The sequence below is a fragment of the Novipirellula aureliae genome (genome assembly GCF_007860185.1).
Classification (GTDB): domain Bacteria; phylum Planctomycetota; class Planctomycetia; order Pirellulales; family Pirellulaceae; genus Novipirellula_A; species Novipirellula_A aureliae.
Genome location: NZ_SJPY01000009.1, coordinates 142,639 through 162,383, shown reverse-complemented (window position 1 = coordinate 162,383; position 19,745 = coordinate 142,639). Strand labels below are relative to the sequence as shown.

Here is a 19,745-nt window from a genome sequence, read left to right as displayed (position 1 = left end):
GCGGACGTGCCAATATGATCCTCGGAAATCAACAGAGCTTGTGAAGGATCTCGCGAGCAACCAGAATGGGAGCTTCATCCGCTTTGTCAATCTTGAAGAGTCTCTGAAATGGAAAGTCAATGGAACCAGCGTTACTCGGCCGACGGTTTCGCGTATGGTGCCGCGCCGAATGAGTTTCTCGTGTCGGTCATCGATCGATTGCCGCGCGGTCCTGCTCTGTCCCTTGCCGAGGGCGAAGGTCGCAATGCGGTCTATCTCGCGAAAGCCGGCTTCGATGTAACAGCTGTGGACCAAAGCGAAGTGGGCCTCGCAAAGGCGCAAGCGTTCGCACGCGACCAAGGTGTCTCCATTAAGACGGTCCAAGCCGACCTGCGCGATTTCGTAATCAAGCCAGACCAATGGGCTGCTATCGTTTCGATATTCTGCCACCTACCAGAAACAGTACGCGCTTCGTTGCATTCACGAGTGTCAGCAGGGCTTCGCATCCGTGGCATGTTCGTCCTTGAAGCATACACTCCCAACCAATGTGGGCGTGGAACGGGAGGGCCGCCAACACCAGATCTAACCGTGTCGCTTGCGGATTTACAAAACGAACTCGCCGGCTTGGAATTACTGCATGGCTGCGAGTTAGAACGCCATGTCAACGAAGGACGGTACCATACCGGCCTCGGATCCGTCGTTCAACTGCTGGCCAGTCGCATCGTTTGAACCCGTTGCTGACAACGCGGCACCAGTTGATATCCAGTCCTTGGTTGGATTAGACAAAAGCCAGTGCCCTTCATCGTCAAACTCGGCAACTAGCCAATCGAACGACGTCGACGACGTCCCCAACCGACAGCAGCGAGCCCCATCCAAACAGCCACGCAGCTCGGTTCTGGCACAGCGGTTGTCATCGACAAATTGTCTATCGCAAAGTACCCAGGCGTGTTCATTCCCCAAGTTCCCGTGTCGGACGAGGCGAGATTAAAGTGCAAACTGCGAGCGGATGATAGCGAGCTCAAATCCAACTGCGACCAGGAATCCAAGACAACGTCATTCGCATTGTCCGAACCACGATAATCCGCCAAGAATATGTCCACGGGGTTTGCAAGCACCTGTTGATTCTCATCAATCCCGAAAACAGACAATTTGAAATAATCGGGATCGTTACCGGATGATCCGCCAAATTTTTTAGCAAACCCGTCACCGTTGAGCATCGAGAGCGCCGCATAGGTTGTGTTGGTAACCGACACCGATTGGACCTGAGCGTCACCAGGCAAATAGATGCTCGGCAGGGACATCAGTTCTGCGACGCTCGTCGGTACGTCGTCGCGATATCCGAAACCAATCGCAAATTGACTCGAACCCTCCGCCCCCTGTCCGGCGAACGAACTAAACTCATTCGTGAAACCCGCAGTGGTCGTGTCTGTGCGATTGGAGATGGCAAAGCCACTCCAACTTCCGTAAGTATTGTAGTAGCGATTCGAAAAACCAACTCCATCTACATCCAGCACACCCACCGTCTCCATCCCCCCATAGGGTCCGGGAACCTCGACGCCCCCGGCGGCGGGACCGTTAAGGACCCCCGCGGGACCGAGTGATACACTCTCGAAATCTACCACCAATGCGGCCCAACAACGACTTGAACCGGATTGACTAAAGATGGTTGCCAACAGTGCAAACAACATGAAACAACGAAACATCACAGGAAAACCTCAGTCAACAAACGAACTCAGACGCCAATGGTTTTCTCCCTGCGCGAACCTTCAGCCCAACGTGAATCGATCGACTAGCGACTGCACGGCACCAAGGTTCTTACGCTGAAGAGAAACGCGATCGACGCGGGAATTCACAAAGGAAATGAAACAATCCAATCCCTTGAAGCCAACGCGATATTCAGCGTCGCCGACTCAACGAATTGCAACGTTTGCCTCAATCCGAGAAGGCACAAAAACGTCTTGTCCAAGGTAGGTCTTCTGACTTGCCACGGTTCCTGTCACCCACAGCCTTCTCGATCGCGATAACGCGACCAATGGCTCTTCATAAGAAGCGGGTGACCGGTGCAATTCAATTAAGAGTTTGCGCGTGGTACACAGCGGCTGGACCGTCCCGGAATTTCACCGGAGTTCCCTGTTCACCTGTTCGAATCAAATACGAACAAGTCACCATGGACGGTTGCAAATTTACCCGCGATTCGATTGCTGTCAAGTGCAGCCATTAGACGGCCAGCCCTGATCGAGGATTCGTTTCATCGCAGCGAGCGTTTCGCTGCTAACATGATGCTCAATCCCTTCGCTATCCGCCGCCGCCGCTGACTCACTGACACCTAACTTCCTCAGGAACGATTCGACAATCCGATGCCGTTTTCGTGACTTGGTCGCCAGTCGCTTTCCGGCTTCCGTCAGTTCAATCGGCTGATAAGTCTCCGTCACCACCAACCCGTCGCGCTGTAGCCGCGCAATCGTGTTGTTCACAGTCGCATGGGTGACAGCGAACTGTTTTACCAAATCGATGGCTCGGCAAACCCCTTTTTCCGCAATCGCATCCGCAATCGCTTCGACGTAGTCTTCCGCGAGTTCGCTAGCGTGATCCGCTCGAATTCGTTGGGGAGGCTTGGCTTTCAAAGAATTACCCACATAGGAAAAGTGCGAACAAAATGCGAAAGCTCATTGTAGCAAAAGAATCGATTTTGCCGTAGCCCTTGACACAACGAGCCAACCACCTAGACTTAGCCTGTACTAAGTTAGCCTTAACTAACTTCGTGCAGGCGATGCAGGGCTTCGTTTACGCTCTCATTAACGTAAGAGCATTGGGCAAAGACTCGCTTGCTGCACCCTCAAAGTTAGCATTGGCTAACAACAAAACCATTTACCGAACCGGAGGCATTTCCATGTTTTGTCCATCGATTATTCGAACCCATCAAAACACTCCAAGCCCATCGTCCCACTCGCATCCAAATGGAAAGCCGTCCGGTTTCACCTTAGTCGAACTGCTGGTGGTGATCGCGATCATCGGGGTGCTGGTGGGGCTACTGCTGCCTGCGGTTCAGGCGGCTCGCGAGGCGGCTCGGCGGATGTCGTGCAGCAATAATCTTCGCCAGATTGGTTTGGCCGCGCACAATTACCATTCGGCCTACAATCGTTTCCCGTCGGGCTACGTATCCTTCGCGACCAACAACGGCGTCGCCCCGCCCCAGGCAATGATCGACCCCGTCACTTGGGATGCCGCTCCCGGTTGGGGATGGGCAGCAGGGTTGCTGCCGTTCGCCGAAGCCACGGCCGTTTCCGATAGTCTGCACTACGATCAGCCGATCTGGGCACCTGTTAACTCGCAAGCGATCTCCGCGAGGATTCCGATGTTCTTATGCCCCAGTACCACTGGAGGAGATGACGCGTTCGCAGTCCTCGACGAAGCTGGTAATCCGCTGCGGTTTGGCGGCAAAGAAGTATGGTTGGGCCGCAGTCACTACGTCGCCAGCCACGGTCAAGAAAGTTGCTGGGGCGAATGCGGTTCGGCTGCAACCGGCGAAGTCTTTACTAACATTTATACGTCGGAAACCAAGATAGTGCCGGTCGATGGCGATGCGTCGCGAATTGCGGACGGCCCGTTTTATCGCAATTCAAAAACACGCTTTCGTGATCTGCTCGATGGAACGAGCAATACAATCTTCTTTGGTGAACACAGTTCAGCATTGAGCGAGAAGACTTGGGTCGGTGTTGTCCCAGGTGCATCGACGCATCCACGGTTTTCCAGCCCTGAAAATGGTCCCGATGCCGCAGCCACTTTAACACTGGTACATGCTGGACCGTCGGGCGGCGAACTCGACATTACCGGCTCGCCGATCATTCATCCGGTCAACTTTCCGACCTACCACGTCGGCCAAATGTTCTCGGAACATCCCGGCGGAGGCTACATTTGCATGGGCGACGGTTCGGTGCGGTTTGTTTCGAACTTCGTCGATCTACTTCTTTGGGCGGAATTGTCCAGTATGGATGAACACGAAGTCATCGATTGGGAGAAGTTTTGAACATGAGAAAAGCAACCGATTCAGAATCAAATCTCAAACCATCGATCTTCGCTGCGGTGGCATTGGCTGGCATCGGCCTCGCCGTCGCGTGCTGGTTGAACCGTCCGACCGTTATGCTCGAAAGAGACGACTATGAAATCACGATCGCTTTGTACCGCGTTTGCAATGGACGCAACGAAACCGATCTATTGCGCGTCGAAGAACTGCTCAATCAGTCTCGCGCTGATGCCACCGAAAAGGACGAGTCATTCTTGGCATTGATGGCGATCATTGAACGAGCCAAAGCCAACCGATGGAGCGACGCCATGGCGGATTGTCGCAAATTGCTCGACGACCAAGTGCAACGATAGGACCATCGAGAAGCCTTTCAGGACCTGTTACTTGAAATACGATGATGCTGAGCTGGAACATAACGGTGGAGCTTCCTTTGGTACTCTGCCATAGCAGACTGCATGATGGATCGTAAACCCACTGCCATAACTCTACCTGTTTAAACGGTTTACGAAATCATTGTTTTTTTTCACATACGTCATTGCGTTAAACGAAAGTTCTTGCAATACTTAATGAGACTGATTCGCATTAGCGATTTAGTCTCGACGACGCAGCAAGCCAACGAACCTTGCCGGCCATGCCGCAGGGCTCTCTAGCCAGCCACGCTCGATCTGTCTCCCAATCGCATGATTCGCCATTGGGAATTGATCCTTCTTCACGTGTGCATCTGTAACAGGAGATTCCCTCATGCACCGACTGGCTAGAAATGCGCGCTTTGCGTGCCGCCCAAGATTGGGTTTTACTCTCGTTGAACTGTTGGTGGTCATCGCGATCATCGGTGTGCTCGTCGGACTGCTGCTACCAGCGGTCCAAGCGGCTCGCGAAGCGGCCCGGCGGATGAGCTGCAGCAACAATATGAAACAATGTGGTCTGGCACTGCATAACTATCATTCGACCTTCCAGCGTTTTCCTGGAATTGGGTTCGAATCGAATTCGGCTTTCTCGGTCCAGGCACAAATTCTGCCCTATGCCGAACAGGAAAACCTGCAAGACTTGATCGACTTCAGCAGTCCGATCTACACCGGTTCTCACGGGCCAATTTCCATTCATCCGAACAACGAGGAAGCGGCTCGCACTTTGGTGCCGATGTTCCGATGCCCGAGTGATCCGCAAAACGATTTATTCACCGAGTTTGACTGCGACGGTGCAGCGGGCCAAGCCTACCGTGGCTGCAATTTCATGGCTTGCACCGGCTCGGGACGTGACGATGCCTGGGATCTACGCTCCAAAACCGATGGGCTATTTTACTACGGTTCCGAAGGACGGTTTCGCGACATCCTCGATGGCACGAGCAATACGGTCGTGTTCGCCGAAACATTGCTCGGAAACGGTACCGTCGCAACGACAAAACCCGCCCAAGAACATGATGCGGTGGCATGGGTAGGGCATGGCACCGCGACCAATCCTGATGTGGAATCGCTCACCAATGGTCCCGTTTGGGGGTGGTACGGGTATCGAGGCTATGCATGGATATCGGGCAAGGCTTATTCGACAACCTTTAGCACCTACACACCACCGAATCCCGATTATGCCGACGTAACTCAACTTGCCTATGGATGGTTTTCATCACGAAGTCATCATAGCGGTGGAGTGAACGTGACGTTGGGGGATGGCAGTGTTCGCTTTGTCACCGAGTCGGTCGATTTAGAACTCTGGCGAGATTCCGGGTCCATCGCGGACCATCGTGTGACGGAGGGTTTGTAACGATGAAATGTACACAACCATTATGCTCGTGGTGCATCGTGCTGATACTCGCTGGCCCGAGCGTTTGCTTGTCAGGATGTAGTGGATCAGAACCGGACGAGTCGTTCGAACGGGTGGGCGTTGCGGGTGAAGTTTGGATCGATGGCAAGCCGCTCGAGGCGGGCGCGATCGTCTTTCATTGTCTCGACACTGCCGGTGAAACGGATCGTCCCGTGACCTCATTTGCGTTCATTGAAAACGGACGTTACTCGATCGATCCAGCCAATGGTCCAGCGATCGGCAAGGCAAAAGTAGAGTTTCGCCCCAAGCCGCTCGATCGGCAAATGGTCGAAGCCTCGCTAAATTCAGGTCCGAACTGTCCTCGGCCGCACTACCAAAGCAATACGCCTGCGGCCGTGGTGGCGATTCCCGACGCCTACGGAGCGAACACGAAATTGACCGTCCAGCTCGTGGCGGGGAACGAAAACCACCACGATTTCCAGCTTCATTCACGTGCTCGCTAAGGAGAGAACGGATGCAAACCCTTTCGATTCTCCTCGCCATTCCGGCGTTACTGTTTTCCGCGATCGGGCTCGTCCGATCGCGACAATGGTACATGATCCCGGTTGCGGCAGGCTTGTTGGCATTAGCCGGATTCCTGCTCAATCCGCTCGCCGACTCGTATTCGATAATCGACCTGAAGGAAAGGCTGACCAACTTTGAAACACTGACACTGATGTGCATCATTCAAATGATGTGCGTGGTCATTGCGATGGTGGCTTCCCAGCAAATGGGCGATCCGATCGGTGCCCACAACGACGCTTGGAAAACCAAGAGTCGTGAGCGTCGTTCAATACTGCTCGGTATCGTCAGTTCGCTGCCGGGGCCGTTGTTGTTGGTCACGATGTTGCTCATCGAGCAAGGCATTTTATCCGGGACAACGGAATCGCGGCCTGAACCCGTCGGGCGGATGGTCGGCATTGCCTTCGCCAGCGGTTTGTTGGGGTTGTCGGCAATACTGATGGTAATTCCAAATCGCTTGCAATCTCCAGTGCATCTACTTGCAGGCTCAGCGGTTTTGCTGATCAGCATGTTTGTGCCACTGGTGCAAGATCCGTTGCCCGAGACGATTGTCGGCATCGATTGGACCTCGCTTCGACTACTGGCTATCGCCATGCCTGCAGTCGCCGTCGCGATTGTCGCGGGGCATCGCTTCAGTGGAACAGGCTTCCAGCCTGTTGATGGGGAGACCACAGCCTAGTGCTTCAACCAGATCAAAATTTAGGGTGGTCGTAGTGGACGAGGTTACGAGTCCCTTATTGCACAGCGGTCCAAAAGGACTCGTTGCCTCGTCCACTACCCTAAAACGAGACCTTGAGGCACGACGAGAAACCTGTTGAAGGGTAGATCACAGGCTAGAAGCCTGCGCCACTGTTGAGGGGGGAGACCACAGGCTAGAAGCCTATGCCGCTTTTGATGAGGAGATCACAGGCTAGAAGCCTGTGCCACTGTTGAGGGGGGAGACCACAGGCTAGAAGCCTGTGCCACTTTTGATGAGGAGATCACAGGCTAGAAGCCTGTGCCACTCGCGAGAATCAAATCACTTTTTACATTACAGGACACACTATGAATCTCTTGACGAACATCTTTTATTTGCTTGCCACCTCTTTAATGATCCCGGTCATGTTGGCGCTACTGTGGTGTCTCGTCCGCACTTTGCTCTGCAGTGGTGCGACGCTGCGGCGATATCGAAAACGGATGCGGTTCGATTCGCTGCGGCGAGAAATCGCAATGCGGCTTGATGCGTCGGAGCTGCCCGATCGCCAAGTGTTGTCCGATTCGGCGACTTGGGACGAAAGCGGCGTGTCGGCGGCAGTCAGCAAACTAATGTCAGTCGCGGACAACGATGTGCTAGCAGAAAAAGTGGTCCAAGATTGTCAGATTCATTGGTCCGCTCAAATCGATCCGCTTCGCACACTCGCTCGCACTGGCCCCGCTCTAGGGTTGATGGGCACGTTGATCCCGCTCGGCCCCGCATTGGTGGGGTTGGCGGCCGGCGATTTGCAGACGATGAGCCGTAACTTGGTGATCGCCTTCGCCACCACGGTGGTCGGGTTGCTGATTGGTACACTGGCTAGCTTTTTGGCAAGCGTGCACAGCGGATGGCGCCAAGTCGATTCGGTACTGGTTACCTACGCCGCGAATCGGTTGGCCCAAATCGATTTGCATCACGACTCATCAGATGACGACACGATGGTCGACGAATTAGACCAACAACGGAATCATCGCGAGGTCGCTCATGTCTAGTGCACATCCGCTGGGGACACACGTTCGGAACAGTAAGGTACGGCGGCCTGCTCGGCATATTGGTTATGAGATGGCTGCGGCGAATGATGCCGAACCCATCGACCCCTTAGCGTCGATGGCCAACTTGTTCGACGTCGCGATGGTGTTTGCGGTGGCCTTGATGGTTGCGTTGGTTTCGTACCTACAAATGCCTGCGTTACTCAGTAGCAAGGACTACACGGTGATCACCAACCCTGGGAAATCAGACATGCAGATCATTGTCAAGGAGGGGCAAGAGATCAAGCACTACGAGGCGAACAACGAAGTCGGGTCCGGTCAAGGCGAGTTGTTGGGCAAAGCATACCGATTGCCCGATGGACGTGTTGTTTATGTCCCCAGTGATTCGCCGGCGGAGTTGCCTGCGGAATGACCAACGTGGCTGGGGCTTCTAGCCCCAGCATCCAACGCAAAACACTATGGGTCCCAGCCCCAGCCACGCAATTCGTAACACCCTTCCAACCAAATCATCATGTATCGTCGATCCATCGTTGCCGCCGTCCTGTTTTCGCTTTGCCTTACCACAGGGCTTTGGGCGTACCATCGCTACCTTCGGGCTTTTCGTGTTGCCGTCATCCATTTTGACGATACAGGCTACGCGGCGTGGCACGACGCCATCGATGAAACCTCCTACACACTCCATCGCTACGACCGCGACCAACTCGACACTATTCCTCTGGATCATTACAACCTTGTGGTCATCCGGGCAATGGGCTTAAATCTGACCGATCAACAAGTTGCTGCGTTTGAATCGGCACGGCAATCGGGTACAGAAATTTTTGTCATCCTGCCAACCAACGATCGATCACGGGAACAAACGTCGCTTGACGAAACACAAAAATCAATCGTCGACGAGTATCTACGCCATGGTGGCAAAGAGAACCTCGTCAACATGTTTCACTACGTCGCACGCGAGTTCGGCGGTCGCGAAGTGGAGATCAAGCCGGTCATCGAAAAACCGCAAAAAGGCCTTTTTCATTTAGGCGATGTCGTCTACGAATCACTGGAGGAGTACGATACCTTTTTAGACCAACGTCGCCCGTTCGCAAGTGATGCAGCACGCATCACACTGGCCGGTCCGTTCCTAGACCCATCCGATACGCTCAACCGCGACCACATCGACCGCCTGATCAGCTCCTTTGAAAACTCTGGCGTTCGCGTTTACCCACTATTCGGACATGAGGAGTTGATCGAGCGGATCGAAGCGACCCAGCCCGACTTGGTCATCACGTTCCCGCATGGGCGAATGGCGTCCGGCAACGTTTTCCCTAGGCTATTCAAACGGCTCGATTGTCCCTGCGTCAGTGCCCTATCGTTGATGGACGACTCAGCCACTTGGATGGACGACCCTCGCGGCATGAGTGCTGGGTTCATGGGCCAATCGATCACGACACCCGAAGTCGATGGTGTGATCGAGCCGCTCGTGATTTCATCCGTCGATCCGAACGAACGAGAGATTCGTGTGCGGACGCCGATCGATGACCGAGTGCAAAAGCGAGTATCGTTGGCACTGAATTGGATCAAACTACGCAAAAAAGCAAATGCCGACAAGCGAGTCGTGATCGTCTACTACAAGGCACCCGGTTTAGCGGCCCTCTCCGCTGGCGATTTGGAAGTCGTCCCATCGCTCTACAACACGCTCAAGCGGATGCAGCGCGAAGGCTACGATTTCGGCGGCCAGCTTCCCGATTCGCCTGCGGAACTAGAGCAGTTGATCCAGACACGCGGTAAGACGCTCGGTCAATGGGCGATCGGTTCCTACGAGAACTTCTTGACCGAAAGCCAGCCCGAGTTCGTCCCGGCCCAGCGGTACGCCGAGTGGTTCTCACAAGCATTGTCGCCAAAACGGCAGCAAGAAACGATCGATCTTTGGGGCAATATCCCCGGCAAACAAATGGTTACACAGCAAGACGGTCAGTCCTACTTGGTCGTCAGTCGTATACAGCTAGGCAACGTCGTCATCATGCCGCAGCCCACTGTCGGCGGTGGCGGAAAGGATGAAGACGAAGTGGCGTCGATCCACGGAACCGACCAAGCCGCACCCCATTTCTATCTGGGGGCATACCTGTGGGCACGCTACGGCTTCGATGCCGATGCGATCGTTCACTACGGCACGCACGGCTCCCTCGAGTTTACCTATGGCAAATCGGTAGCCCTAAGCCGCGATTGTTGGCCCGACATTCTGATCGGAGATGTACCACATATCTATCCATATGTGATTAACAATATCGGTGAAGCGGTGATTGCCAAACGTCGCTCCAATGCCGTGATCGTGTCGCACTTGACGACGCCGTTTGCCACTAGCGAACTGTATGGCGATCTGTCGATGTTGCACGACAAGATTCACGATTGGGAAGCGGCTGTGGAACCGGGGTTGAAAGAGGAAACACGTCGCTCGATCGGCAACATGGTCGCAAAACTGAACCTAGCATCCGACCTTGGCTTTGATGAGGCATCCGATGCGGACCAACTTCTCTCTGACGAACAACTCGACCGAGTTCACAACTATTTGCACGTATTGAAAGACCAAAGTATCGGCGATGGTTTGCATGTGATCGGACGCCCTTACGAGGAAGAACAAGTCGAAACAACTGTGATGCAGATGATTGCACCTGATGCAGTTGACGTGATGCTGGAGGCACTGGGCTTGCACGCTTATCCTGACGTGATCGAATTCCGTAGTGAGTTGACAACCCAATTGGTCAGCGGAGTGCTGCGAAATACCCTAAACGAGGAATCCCTGTTTGGTACGCAGCGATTGAAGGAGCTTCGTGAATCGATCGAGCAAAAAGCCGCCACATCCCAGGCGTCATCTAGTCATGGGTATGGGCCACCAGCAGGACATAGCCGCCCCCGTGCGGACGGCGGCAAACCGGAAACGTCCCTGTTGTCTGAAGCTGAAAAACCAAAGCACGCTTCGGAAAACCTACCTGAACTTGATACCGATACAATTTTGCAAGATTCGTTTTGGAACGACATTGCACCCCAGCGAATTGCTTCTGGTAGCGATACAAAGATTCAAATTCAACTCTTAGAACTGATCGATTCAATCCGCCACGATGCGGAGGGGCTGCGACAATCGCCGGCGGCGGAACTCGACCAATTCATCGTCGCACTTCGTGGCGGCTACATCGAACCCTCTTCGGGCGGCGACCCGATCGGCAATCCCGCCTCGGTCCCAACCGGTCGGAACTTGTATGCCATCAACGCCGACATGGCCCCGAGCGACGAAGCTTGGACCGTCGGTTGCCGGCTGGCCGATGAACTGCTCGCTTCGCATCAAGCTCGCACGGGGCATCTGCCACGCCGCGTTGCGTTCTCGCTCTGGGGTGGCGAGTTCATTCGAGGCAAGGGGACCACGCTGGCACAGATCTTGTACTTGATGGGCGTTCGCCCGATGCGAAATTCGCGATCCGGGGTGTTCGACGTCGAAATCATTCCCGCCGAAGAATTGGGGCGACCGCGAATCGATGTCCTGGTACAAACGTCGGGCCAGTTTCGTGATATCGCCGCCAGTCGTATTTCGCTGATCGACAAAGCGGTCAACAGGGTCAGCCGTTTGCCGGACGAGTCGATCGCCAACTATGTTCGCGATGGATCAAACGAAGCGGAAGCGGCATTAAAAGAACAAGGCATGTCGCCCAAGGAGGCTCGTCTGTACGCGACGGCTCGCATTTTTGGTGCGGCCGAGAATCGAAGTTATGGGACCGACATCATGGGGCTGGTCGAGAAAGGCGACACATGGGAAGACGAAAAAGAGATTGCCGATCGCTATATCCAAAACATGGGCGGAATCTATCGCGACGGAGCGACTTGGGGAACATACAAACCTGGGGTTTTCGCATCACAAATGAAAGGCACAGAGTTGGTCGTGCATCCCCGATCCTCTAATTCGTGGGGGCCTCTCAGTTTGGATCATGTTTATGAGTTCATGGGCGGTATGTCGATGGCCGTTCGAAACAAAACGGGTCACGATCCGACGGCGGTGTTCAACGATTTGCGACGCCGGGGCCGGGCCAAAAGCACAACCGCGGTCGAAGCGATTCGCGAAGAAGCGAGAACGACGATGTGGAATCCAAAATTCATCACCGGTATGCAACGCGAAGGCGGATCGGCGGCCGCCAGCTTGACCGAATCGGTGCGAAACTTGCACGGGTGGAACGTGATGCAGCCCGCATCGATCAGCGAAGACATGTGGGATGAGACCTACAAGGTCTATATCGAAGACAAGCACGATCTCGGGATGCGAGAGTATTTTGAACAGAAGAACCCGTATGCTTTGCAAAACATGACCGCGATCATGCTAGAAACGGCACGCAAAGGATACTGGCAGCCGCCTGAGGATATTCTGCAAAACTTGGCCACGGTTCACGCGGAATTGGTCAGCGAGTTTGGAGCAGGATGTTCGTATGAGACTTGCGGCAACGGGAAACTACAAGACTTCATCAACGCGGCCTTGATCGCACCTGGCAGTGAAGCGCCGGCAGAACTCGAAACCAACTACCAAGCGTCGTTAGCCAGTGTCCTTCAGTCAGCCGAGCCAATGCCGGAGGTCGAAGGCATGACGATGGAAGAACGCATCGAAGAAACACCAACCGACCGACAACCAATCAACCGCACGGATGCATTACCGCTTGCGTGCGGCCTAGCACTGGGCATTTTGTCATTGACAACGTTCGGCTTTCTTGGACGTCGACGGTCATTCTAACGTGGCATGAGACATGCAGAGAATATATGTCGGGGGATCCTAGCCCCAGTACTGCCGCTGGAAGCCACAACCACTGACAAGTCCGCAATTCATTGATCGAACATTTTAACAGAGCAAATTGACTCCTATGGAATCACCCAACTTATTACCTGGCGAAATACTCGATGCATCGAAGAGGCTTGGTTATTGGCTATTGGCAAGAATGGGCAAGCGGGTCTTACAACCGGGAGGAATCGAATTGACCAAGCGACTACGAAACCACTTCACTAACTTCTTAACCTCAAACAATGAGAAACGAAAGATGCGAAAAGACTGCTTCACACTCCTGCTAATAATAGCGGCAACGTTTTGCTGCGCGCCTTGCGATGCCCATTTCCCGTTTTTGACGACGGATGATGACGGGCATGCAACGATGTGGTTCGGAACGTCGATCGATGACCAAACCTACCCGATGCCCGAAAATATCCAGTCGATTGAACTGTCGTCACAAAACATCGAAAAGCCGGTTGCAACCTCACCGGTCGATTCGGACTCACTCGTCGGCATCCGCAGCCAAGCCCCGATCGAATTGAACGCCGAAATCTTCGGGACGACCACCTACGGTTTGTACCACGGCACCAAACTGACATATCATGTCGAGCACTTGCCGCAATCCGATCCAAAGACTTGGCCGACGGAGCCACGTAGCGAGTCGGCTCTTCAAACCACGATCCGCCCGACCGATGAGGGTATCGAAGTGCATGTCTTCAAAGGCAAAGAGCCGCTCGCAGACACCGATGTAAAACTGTTTCGCGACGAAAGCTCTGAGAGTGTAGAACAGACGACCGACGCCGCAGGCAGCGTCCGCTTCGCTGCCAATGCTTTGCAAGCAGGTTTGAACGTCGTCATGGTCGGTATTCAAGACGACAAGGCAACGGGTACTTACGAGGATGAAGACTACAGCAGCACCACCGACTACCTGACTTCAACCTTCTTTTACAACAATGAATCGAACGAACCTAAATCAAGCGAATGGATGTCCGCCACGATCAGCTCATCCGGGCTAGCCGATCTGCCAGTGGAACTCACCAGTTTCGGAGCAGCGATTGTAGACGGAAAAGTCTACGTGTATGGCGGACATACCGGGTCAGCCCATTCTTATTCGACTGCCGAGCAATCGAACCAGCTCTGGTGCTTGGATTTGGAAGAGAAAAACGCAACGTGGAAACAGTTAACAGGTGGCCCACGACTGCAAGGTCTCGGCATGGTTGCCCACGACGGACGCATCATTCGGCTCGGCGGCTTTACCGCAATGAATGAGGAAGACGAAGACCACGACCTACAATCACAAGCGAAAGTCGCTGCCTACGATCCGGCCACGGACACTTGGACCGATCTGTCGCCGCTTCCCGAGCCACGATCCTCCTTCGACGCCGCTGTCATCGGTGATACCGTCTATGTCGTAGGCGGATGGCAATTGAAGGGCGATTCGGACGAAAGCGTTTGGCACAAGACGGCTTGGAAACTGGATCTATCCAACCCCAACGGAATTTGGCAACCGCTCGCCGCACCGCCGTTTCAAAGGCGTGCGGTCAGCGTTGCCGCGCACCAAGAAAAACTCTATGTCATCGGCGGCATGCAATCCAACGATGAAACAACGACCGAAGTTGCCGTCTATGATCCCGCAAAGGATCGCTGGAACAAAGGGCCAAGTTTGCCGGGCGAATCGATGGACGGGTTCGGAACGGCCGCATTTCAAGTCGGTGGCCGTTTGGTCGCCACGACGATGAGCGGAAATGTGTTTCAGCTTTCCAATGACGCTTCAAAGTGGAATCCAATCGCAAAGCTCGATCCAGGTCGCTTCTTTCATCGCTTGGTTCCCATCTCGGACGATCAACTATTGGTGGTCGGAGGCGCGAACATGGGGATCGGCAAGTTCGCGGTAATCGAACGCATCGATTTGTAGAATGCTTAGAAGAGCCGATTTTCTACGTTGCGGCGGTTCTTACGTGGCCGAGTGCTTTGGCACCACGAAGAATCAGGGCAAGCATTTTTCGTGACGGTGGCTTCTAGTGCATTTTGATTTTTGACGTGGCTGGGGCTTCCAGCCCCAGTTGAGAAGAACGCTGCGGCTGGAAGCCACAGCCACTAAACCCGCAGCCTACGGCTTTTTGCAAAATGCTTCTAGCCGCAGCTTACGGGGACAAGATTTACTGAGGCAAGATGCCCCGGCCACTATTATGACAAGGGTTTCAAAAATAAAACAACTTCCGCAACGGGCTATCTACAAAAACAAGCGACAGGAAATTGAGCGTGAGAAAAGCAATCCATAGGCACAACGCCTATTACGCTCGATTTCCTGTCGCTTGTGTTTTAGATAGTGGCACGCAAAGGAAGACGATTGGCGATTGCGTCGATACAGTGTTCGGTTGATGCCTAAAATCAAGCTGTGACAAACCACTTGACTTCCGGGCTAGCTATTTTTCGCCCCCCGGGGCGGAAGCCTAGCCCGCGTACAGAAATCATCAGAACATCAAAGATGAAGCGGATTACAACTTTCCAACCTCACGTTTTTCTAAAGTCACGGTTCGATAAACACCTCATGCCCTGCTCGGGTGCTGATCGCGTGGAACACCTCTTCGTCAATGAATTCCGTAATCATTCGGACGCTACCGTCGGCCCTGAGAAAATGAGTTCCACCGGGATGGAGACTGCTGAAATTATGGAAATACTGTGTTGGCGTTTGTTTCGAGTTCGGCGGATAGCTGCTGACTCCCGCGACTCGGGCAACCCCATGCTCTCCACCACTAACAACGCCCACCCAGGTGGATGGAGCGTACAACGAGTTTCGCTCGCCAACGACTAACGTGTTACTCAACCCGTCCAAAAGATCGGCGAATCGACATTGCCGATTTAGAAAGAACGTACCGTTGCCCTCGCAGCCATTGCATGTCGGCAGGCTGGGATTGCAAGCCAAGTGAAACTCCTCGGTGCCGAACATGCCGATGTAGTTGCCGGTCGCCATTTCGATCGGAAAGGAAATACCGGTCACGACCGACGGTCCACCATCATTCAATGGAAACGTTTTGTCGCCAATGTCCGATGGACAACGATACGTTGCGATCATCGCGACTCGTGCATCGTCATTGATCGGGTCCGAGATCGGATATTCGAAGTGAATCAAGTTGTCTTGGACGGCAGCTTGTTCGAGGAATGGCAAAATCGCCGCACTCCAAGACCAGCCTGGGACGCCGAACCAGTGGGGCGTTTCTTGGTCCTCTTCAAAACCTCGCCATCCGGCAGGCAATTCCCGATAAACGTCGTGATACATTTGCAGGCCAAGGCCAACTTGCTTCATGTTATTGGAACACGACATGCGACGCGCTGCCTCGCGTGCTGCCTGAACGGCAGGCAGCAATAGTCCGACAAGGATGCCGATAATCGCGATTACCACCAATAGCTCAACTAAAGTAAAGCCGAATGGAAGTTGGATCGGACGCTTGTTTTTATTCTTTTTCTTTTCGAGTGTTTTCATGGTAGGCGCAATGGTTTGTTCGGTGGGGTATCAGAGAATTTGGATGGCGAGATGAAGAGCTTTGCGAAGTGCATACGAGTCGACGACAAGACGTTTGGTCGGACCATGTATCATCCGAACGCGCACACACCCACAAAGCACACCCACAAAGCCAATGGGCAGGCTTCCACTTGGGTGCTGGAATTCCCAGACTAGAAGCCTAGGCTACGGGAGAGGCGGTTACAGGCGGCCCACGCAGAGGCGGCAAAGGAAGTGGCGATACGATGTCGCCCAAGAAGAATGTGGCGACAAACAATTCACAACAAGGCAGTTGCAATTGCGGACACTCGAGCCGGAAAAGAATGTCCTTCGATGCACTTAGCGATTGGCAGATCGGACAGCAATCCGAATCATGCGATTTTTCAGTCGGTTGTGGATTCTCGGTTTCTGAGTCACTATCCGCAGTATCACGATGCTCGAAACAAGAAGAATGCGAATGACAACAGCATGAGTCCGCACTCTCGAAGCCGGCGGACACAGGTCCACAAACATCATCCCCGACACCCACCACATGCCACCACGCTGGGGCATGCCCGAGCGCAAGCAAGAGGCACAATAGAAAAGTCGATAGATATCGAAACAGGGGCACCGCGATATCGCCCAATAGGGGGACATGTTATTCAAAGGCAGAGTGGTCCGACCAGAGAAGCAACCATACTTACGTTACGCGGTTCCCGCTTGTTCGTCAATCGAGATTGTTTCAACTCCGTTATCAATGGCAAACCGACTTCAATGAAAAACCGACGCCACCCTTGAACATGCTAAGAATTCGAAACTCCTTTAAACAATCTGAAGTCGTAACGATCATCCCTACTACCGTTCTCTAAATCCTACGTGACATTCGGCTGAGAATCCGTCCTGTAGAGATAGTGAGCGTTTCGATTTCATTCGTTCGAAACGCTCGCCGCTCTACCGGTACAACAAGCTAATCTGTCTACTCTTGGGTTTAAGCAATGCTCTCTTCTCAACCCGCCGACTTCGGTCCACCGTCAGCCCCCCCGTTGGCCTCGCTGCGAGAGTTGTCGTTGCCGATGCATACGAGAAGGCGTTCAGCGGTTGGCGAAGCATTCGGTCGTGGACGAGGTAAGAAGTCCCGAACGGAAGGAATCGTTCCATCGTCCATTTCGCCCATTGAGCATTCAACGCGTCTTTTCACCCTCAAACAACGACTTGAAGAAACTCCACCGTGGTTGATTAGTACGATCCTCCATTTGCTCCTTTTGTTGACGCTTGCATTGATTTCGACTTCGTCGGGTGAGATCGGAAATATCCTGCTGACGATTCGTCAAGCGGGAGACCAAGCGACCAGCGAATTGGTAGAGTTCACGATTGCCCCCTCCGAACTCGACGAGCTCCCAACCGAAGATCCTTGGGGCACGGATTCTTGGGAGACGGATCCTTGGGAGACAGAAGTGAACGTCGATATCGAACCGCTGGAAGCTGTGAAAGCCTTGGACCTTGTTTCGGTATCGGTGACTTCCGAATTCGTCGTCGCACCATTTGCGTCACCTTCGGCCAAGAAATTACCGTCGACGAACGCCGCTTCAATGTTTCGTGGTCGCACAGGAGCGATGAAGCAAAGGCTGCTAAAGGCAGCTGGTGGCACGCAGGCAACCGAAGATGCGGTGTCACTTGGATTGGAATGGCTAAAGCGTCAACAACTCCAAGACGGAAGATGGAGTTTGATGGGGCCCTATACCGACGGTGCCCAGAGTGAGAACAATGTCAGTGCGACGGCAATGGCGATGCTTGCGTTTATGGGCGCCGGTAGTACGCATCGCAGTGGACAGTACAAGAAGGAACTATGGCAATCGGTGCGTTGGTTGGTGAAGCAGCAGGACCGTCAAGGATTCATGGCGGCTCAAGCTGGAGACCACGAAAAGATGTACGCACAGGCTCAGGCGATGATTGCACTCTGTGAGCTCTATGCGATGACGGGCGACTCTTGGATTCGACCCTACGCACAAGCGTCCTGTGATTTTGCCTGTCGTGCCCAGTCGCCTGAAGGCGGCTGGCGTTATCGCCCCCGTTTTGACAGTGACACGTCGGTCACGGGCTGGTTTGTGATGGGACTCAAAAGTGGTGAAGCAGCAGGCCTGAAAGTCGATCGGTACATTTGGCCCAAAGTGGCAAAGTATCTCGACAGCGTCAGTGCGAAGCCTGAGAACGATTACTACTCTGCCGTGGGCTACTCTTACAAAGTCGGCGATGTTGCTACGCCGTCGATGACCGCCGAAGGATTGCTATGCCGTCAATACATGGGACTGCCCCGCAACACGCTCGGTATGAGACAGGGTTTGGGCGCACTCGCTGACAATCACCCCATCGATTATCGCGAACCGAATGTCTACTACTGGTACTACGCCACTCAGTCGCTGCATCATTTCGGTGGACCATTGTGGACGAAGTGGAATGACAAGTTGAAGGTTGAGCTGCCGGCTAAACAAGAGATGCGTGGGCGCGAGCGAGGCAGTTGGTCACCGCAGCATGACGCTTGGGGGCGTCATGCTGGCCGCCTCTACACAACCTGCTTCTCGTTGTACTGTCTGGAGGTGTATTACCGTCACATGCCATTGTACGATCCAAACGAGGAGACGTAATGACGCGTGTGACCCGAGTATTGTCAGCCTCAATACTTATAGCTAGGTCGTGGATCTTGTTAAAGATCCTGCCGTATGGAAGCTCTTGAACAAGATCCGCTGCTGCGCCTGCAAATTTCTCATCCCTGACAAAACGCCACGCTCCTGCCTTTTAACGAGTTGCTTCGCAACTGCTTTTCACGATCCCTTGCCTTTTCTGGCCCTCTTCCTGACAAAACAACGCATTAGCCCATTACGGGGTGCTTTTCCCGCCGATCCGAAGGCAACCGACGTTCGTAGAGCAACCAACCACTCCTCTACCGATGACTCGGCTGCCAAAAAGTCGCATCGGCTTGATGTGGGAACGTCGAATCGAGAGACGAGATGACTGATGCGCTACAAGCATCCTCTCTGCGAAACTCTGCGTCTTTGCGTGCTCTGCGTTTACAGAGTACACTCGTAGAAAACGAATTCTCTAAGGACATGAAAATGGACATTGCTGGCCGACTTGCGAGAATTGAAAAGGATCTCACTAAAATCAAATGCATTTTGATTGGACGAGCCTACTCGGTTGCCGAGACCGAGAATGAAGTCTACCGAGACCTTGGCCCTGGGTTGCTTGAGTGGGTGCATGAAGACGCCATGTGTTATAAACTCAGCCAAGCGGGGGTGGCGTTCAGCGAATGGTCAACGGATTGGCAGAGTAAGAACGGACCACCATGAAACGACGGCTCTCTCGGCATCTTCGCGACCTCCGCGTTAAGAAACCACGCCGGAAGAAACCACGCCGGACTCGATGCGGAGGTCGCGATAGCGTTGTGG

General features: G+C 53.7%; 15 protein-coding genes and 1 riboswitch. Of the genes, 12 read left to right on the top strand and 3 right to left on the bottom strand.

Annotated elements, in window-relative coordinates; translation table 11 throughout:
- The first annotated feature begins 108 nt into the window (after positions 1-108).
- Positions 109-708: an SAM-dependent methyltransferase gene (locus tag Q31b_RS24415; protein ID WP_146602271.1), complete on the top strand. Its 600-nt coding sequence runs from the start codon at positions 109-111 to the stop codon at positions 706-708.
- Positions 709-797: 89 nt separating this feature from the next.
- Here Q31b_RS24415 and Q31b_RS24410 read toward each other — a convergent pair whose 3' ends face one another.
- Both Q31b_RS24410 and mntR read right to left on the bottom strand, forming a co-directional pair.
- A complete protein-coding gene (locus Q31b_RS24410; protein ID WP_231617822.1) occupies positions 798-1,682 on the bottom strand; it encodes a DUF4465 domain-containing protein in 885 nt (294 codons plus the stop codon).
- A 246-nt stretch (positions 1,683-1,928) separates the two neighbouring features.
- A riboswitch (cobalamin riboswitch) is annotated at positions 1,929-2,164 on the bottom strand.
- Positions 2,165-2,183: 19 nt separating this feature from the next.
- Positions 2,184-2,603 (bottom strand): manganese-binding transcriptional regulator MntR, encoded by a 420-nt coding sequence (gene mntR / locus Q31b_RS24405; protein WP_146602270.1) that lies wholly within the window; start codon positions 2,601-2,603, stop codon positions 2,184-2,186.
- Positions 2,604-2,869: 266 nt separating this feature from the next.
- Here mntR and Q31b_RS24400 point away from each other — a divergent pair, with 266 nt between their 5' ends.
- From Q31b_RS24400 to Q31b_RS24360, 9 genes are all read left to right on the top strand, one after another.
- Entirely contained in the window at positions 2,870-4,006 is a 1,137-nt protein-coding gene (locus Q31b_RS24400; RefSeq protein WP_146602269.1) for a DUF1559 domain-containing protein, read from the top strand.
- 2 nt (positions 4,007-4,008) lie between these two features.
- Positions 4,009-4,356 carry a hypothetical protein gene (locus tag Q31b_RS24395; protein WP_146602268.1) on the top strand — a complete coding sequence of 116 codons (348 nt, stop codon included), beginning with the start codon at positions 4,009-4,011 and terminating at the stop codon, positions 4,354-4,356.
- A gap of 388 nt (positions 4,357-4,744) precedes the next feature.
- The gene (locus Q31b_RS24390) at positions 4,745-5,761 is read left to right on the top strand and encodes a DUF1559 domain-containing protein (RefSeq protein ID WP_146602267.1); all 1,017 of its coding nucleotides are present in this window, start codon (positions 4,745-4,747) and stop codon (positions 5,759-5,761) included.
- A 2-nt stretch (positions 5,762-5,763) separates the two neighbouring features.
- The gene (locus tag Q31b_RS24385) at positions 5,764-6,264 is read left to right on the top strand and encodes a hypothetical protein (protein WP_146602266.1); all 501 of its coding nucleotides are present in this window, start codon (positions 5,764-5,766) and stop codon (positions 6,262-6,264) included.
- An 11-nt stretch (positions 6,265-6,275) separates the two neighbouring features.
- A complete protein-coding gene (locus tag Q31b_RS24380) occupies positions 6,276-7,001 on the top strand; it encodes a hypothetical protein (RefSeq protein ID WP_146602265.1) in 726 nt (241 codons plus the stop codon).
- A 365-nt stretch (positions 7,002-7,366) separates the two neighbouring features.
- Complete coding sequence (locus Q31b_RS24375; protein WP_146602264.1) at positions 7,367-8,047, top strand: MotA/TolQ/ExbB proton channel family protein; 681 nt, start codon at positions 7,367-7,369, stop codon at positions 8,045-8,047.
- Positions 8,040-8,456 (top strand): DUF2149 domain-containing protein, encoded by a 417-nt coding sequence (locus tag Q31b_RS24370; RefSeq protein WP_197172256.1) that lies wholly within the window; start codon positions 8,040-8,042, stop codon positions 8,454-8,456. Before Q31b_RS24375 ends, Q31b_RS24370 begins: the two co-directional genes overlap by 8 nt.
- 99 nt (positions 8,457-8,555) lie before the next feature.
- A complete protein-coding gene (locus Q31b_RS24365) occupies positions 8,556-12,791 on the top strand; it encodes a cobaltochelatase subunit CobN (protein WP_146602263.1) in 4,236 nt (1,411 codons plus the stop codon).
- Between the two features lie 127 nt (positions 12,792-12,918).
- Positions 12,919-14,736 (top strand): Kelch repeat-containing protein, encoded by a 1,818-nt coding sequence (locus Q31b_RS24360; protein WP_146602262.1) that lies wholly within the window; start codon positions 12,919-12,921, stop codon positions 14,734-14,736.
- Between the two features lie 615 nt (positions 14,737-15,351).
- Here the strand turns inward: Q31b_RS24360 and Q31b_RS24355 are convergent.
- The gene (locus Q31b_RS24355; protein ID WP_146602368.1) at positions 15,352-16,305 is read right to left on the bottom strand and encodes a DUF1559 domain-containing protein; all 954 of its coding nucleotides are present in this window, start codon (positions 16,303-16,305) and stop codon (positions 15,352-15,354) included.
- 992 nt (positions 16,306-17,297) lie between these two features.
- Here Q31b_RS24355 and Q31b_RS24350 point away from each other — a divergent pair.
- Together Q31b_RS24350 and Q31b_RS24345 are read left to right on the top strand one after the other, a co-directional pair.
- Positions 17,298-18,944 carry a prenyltransferase/squalene oxidase repeat-containing protein gene (locus tag Q31b_RS24350; RefSeq protein ID WP_231617821.1) on the top strand — a complete coding sequence of 549 codons (1,647 nt, stop codon included), beginning with the start codon at positions 17,298-17,300 and terminating at the stop codon, positions 18,942-18,944.
- A 363-nt stretch (positions 18,945-19,307) separates the two neighbouring features.
- A complete protein-coding gene (locus Q31b_RS24345) occupies positions 19,308-19,646 on the top strand; it encodes a GxxExxY protein (RefSeq protein ID WP_146602261.1) in 339 nt (112 codons plus the stop codon).
- Positions 19,647-19,745 lie beyond the last annotated feature (99 nt).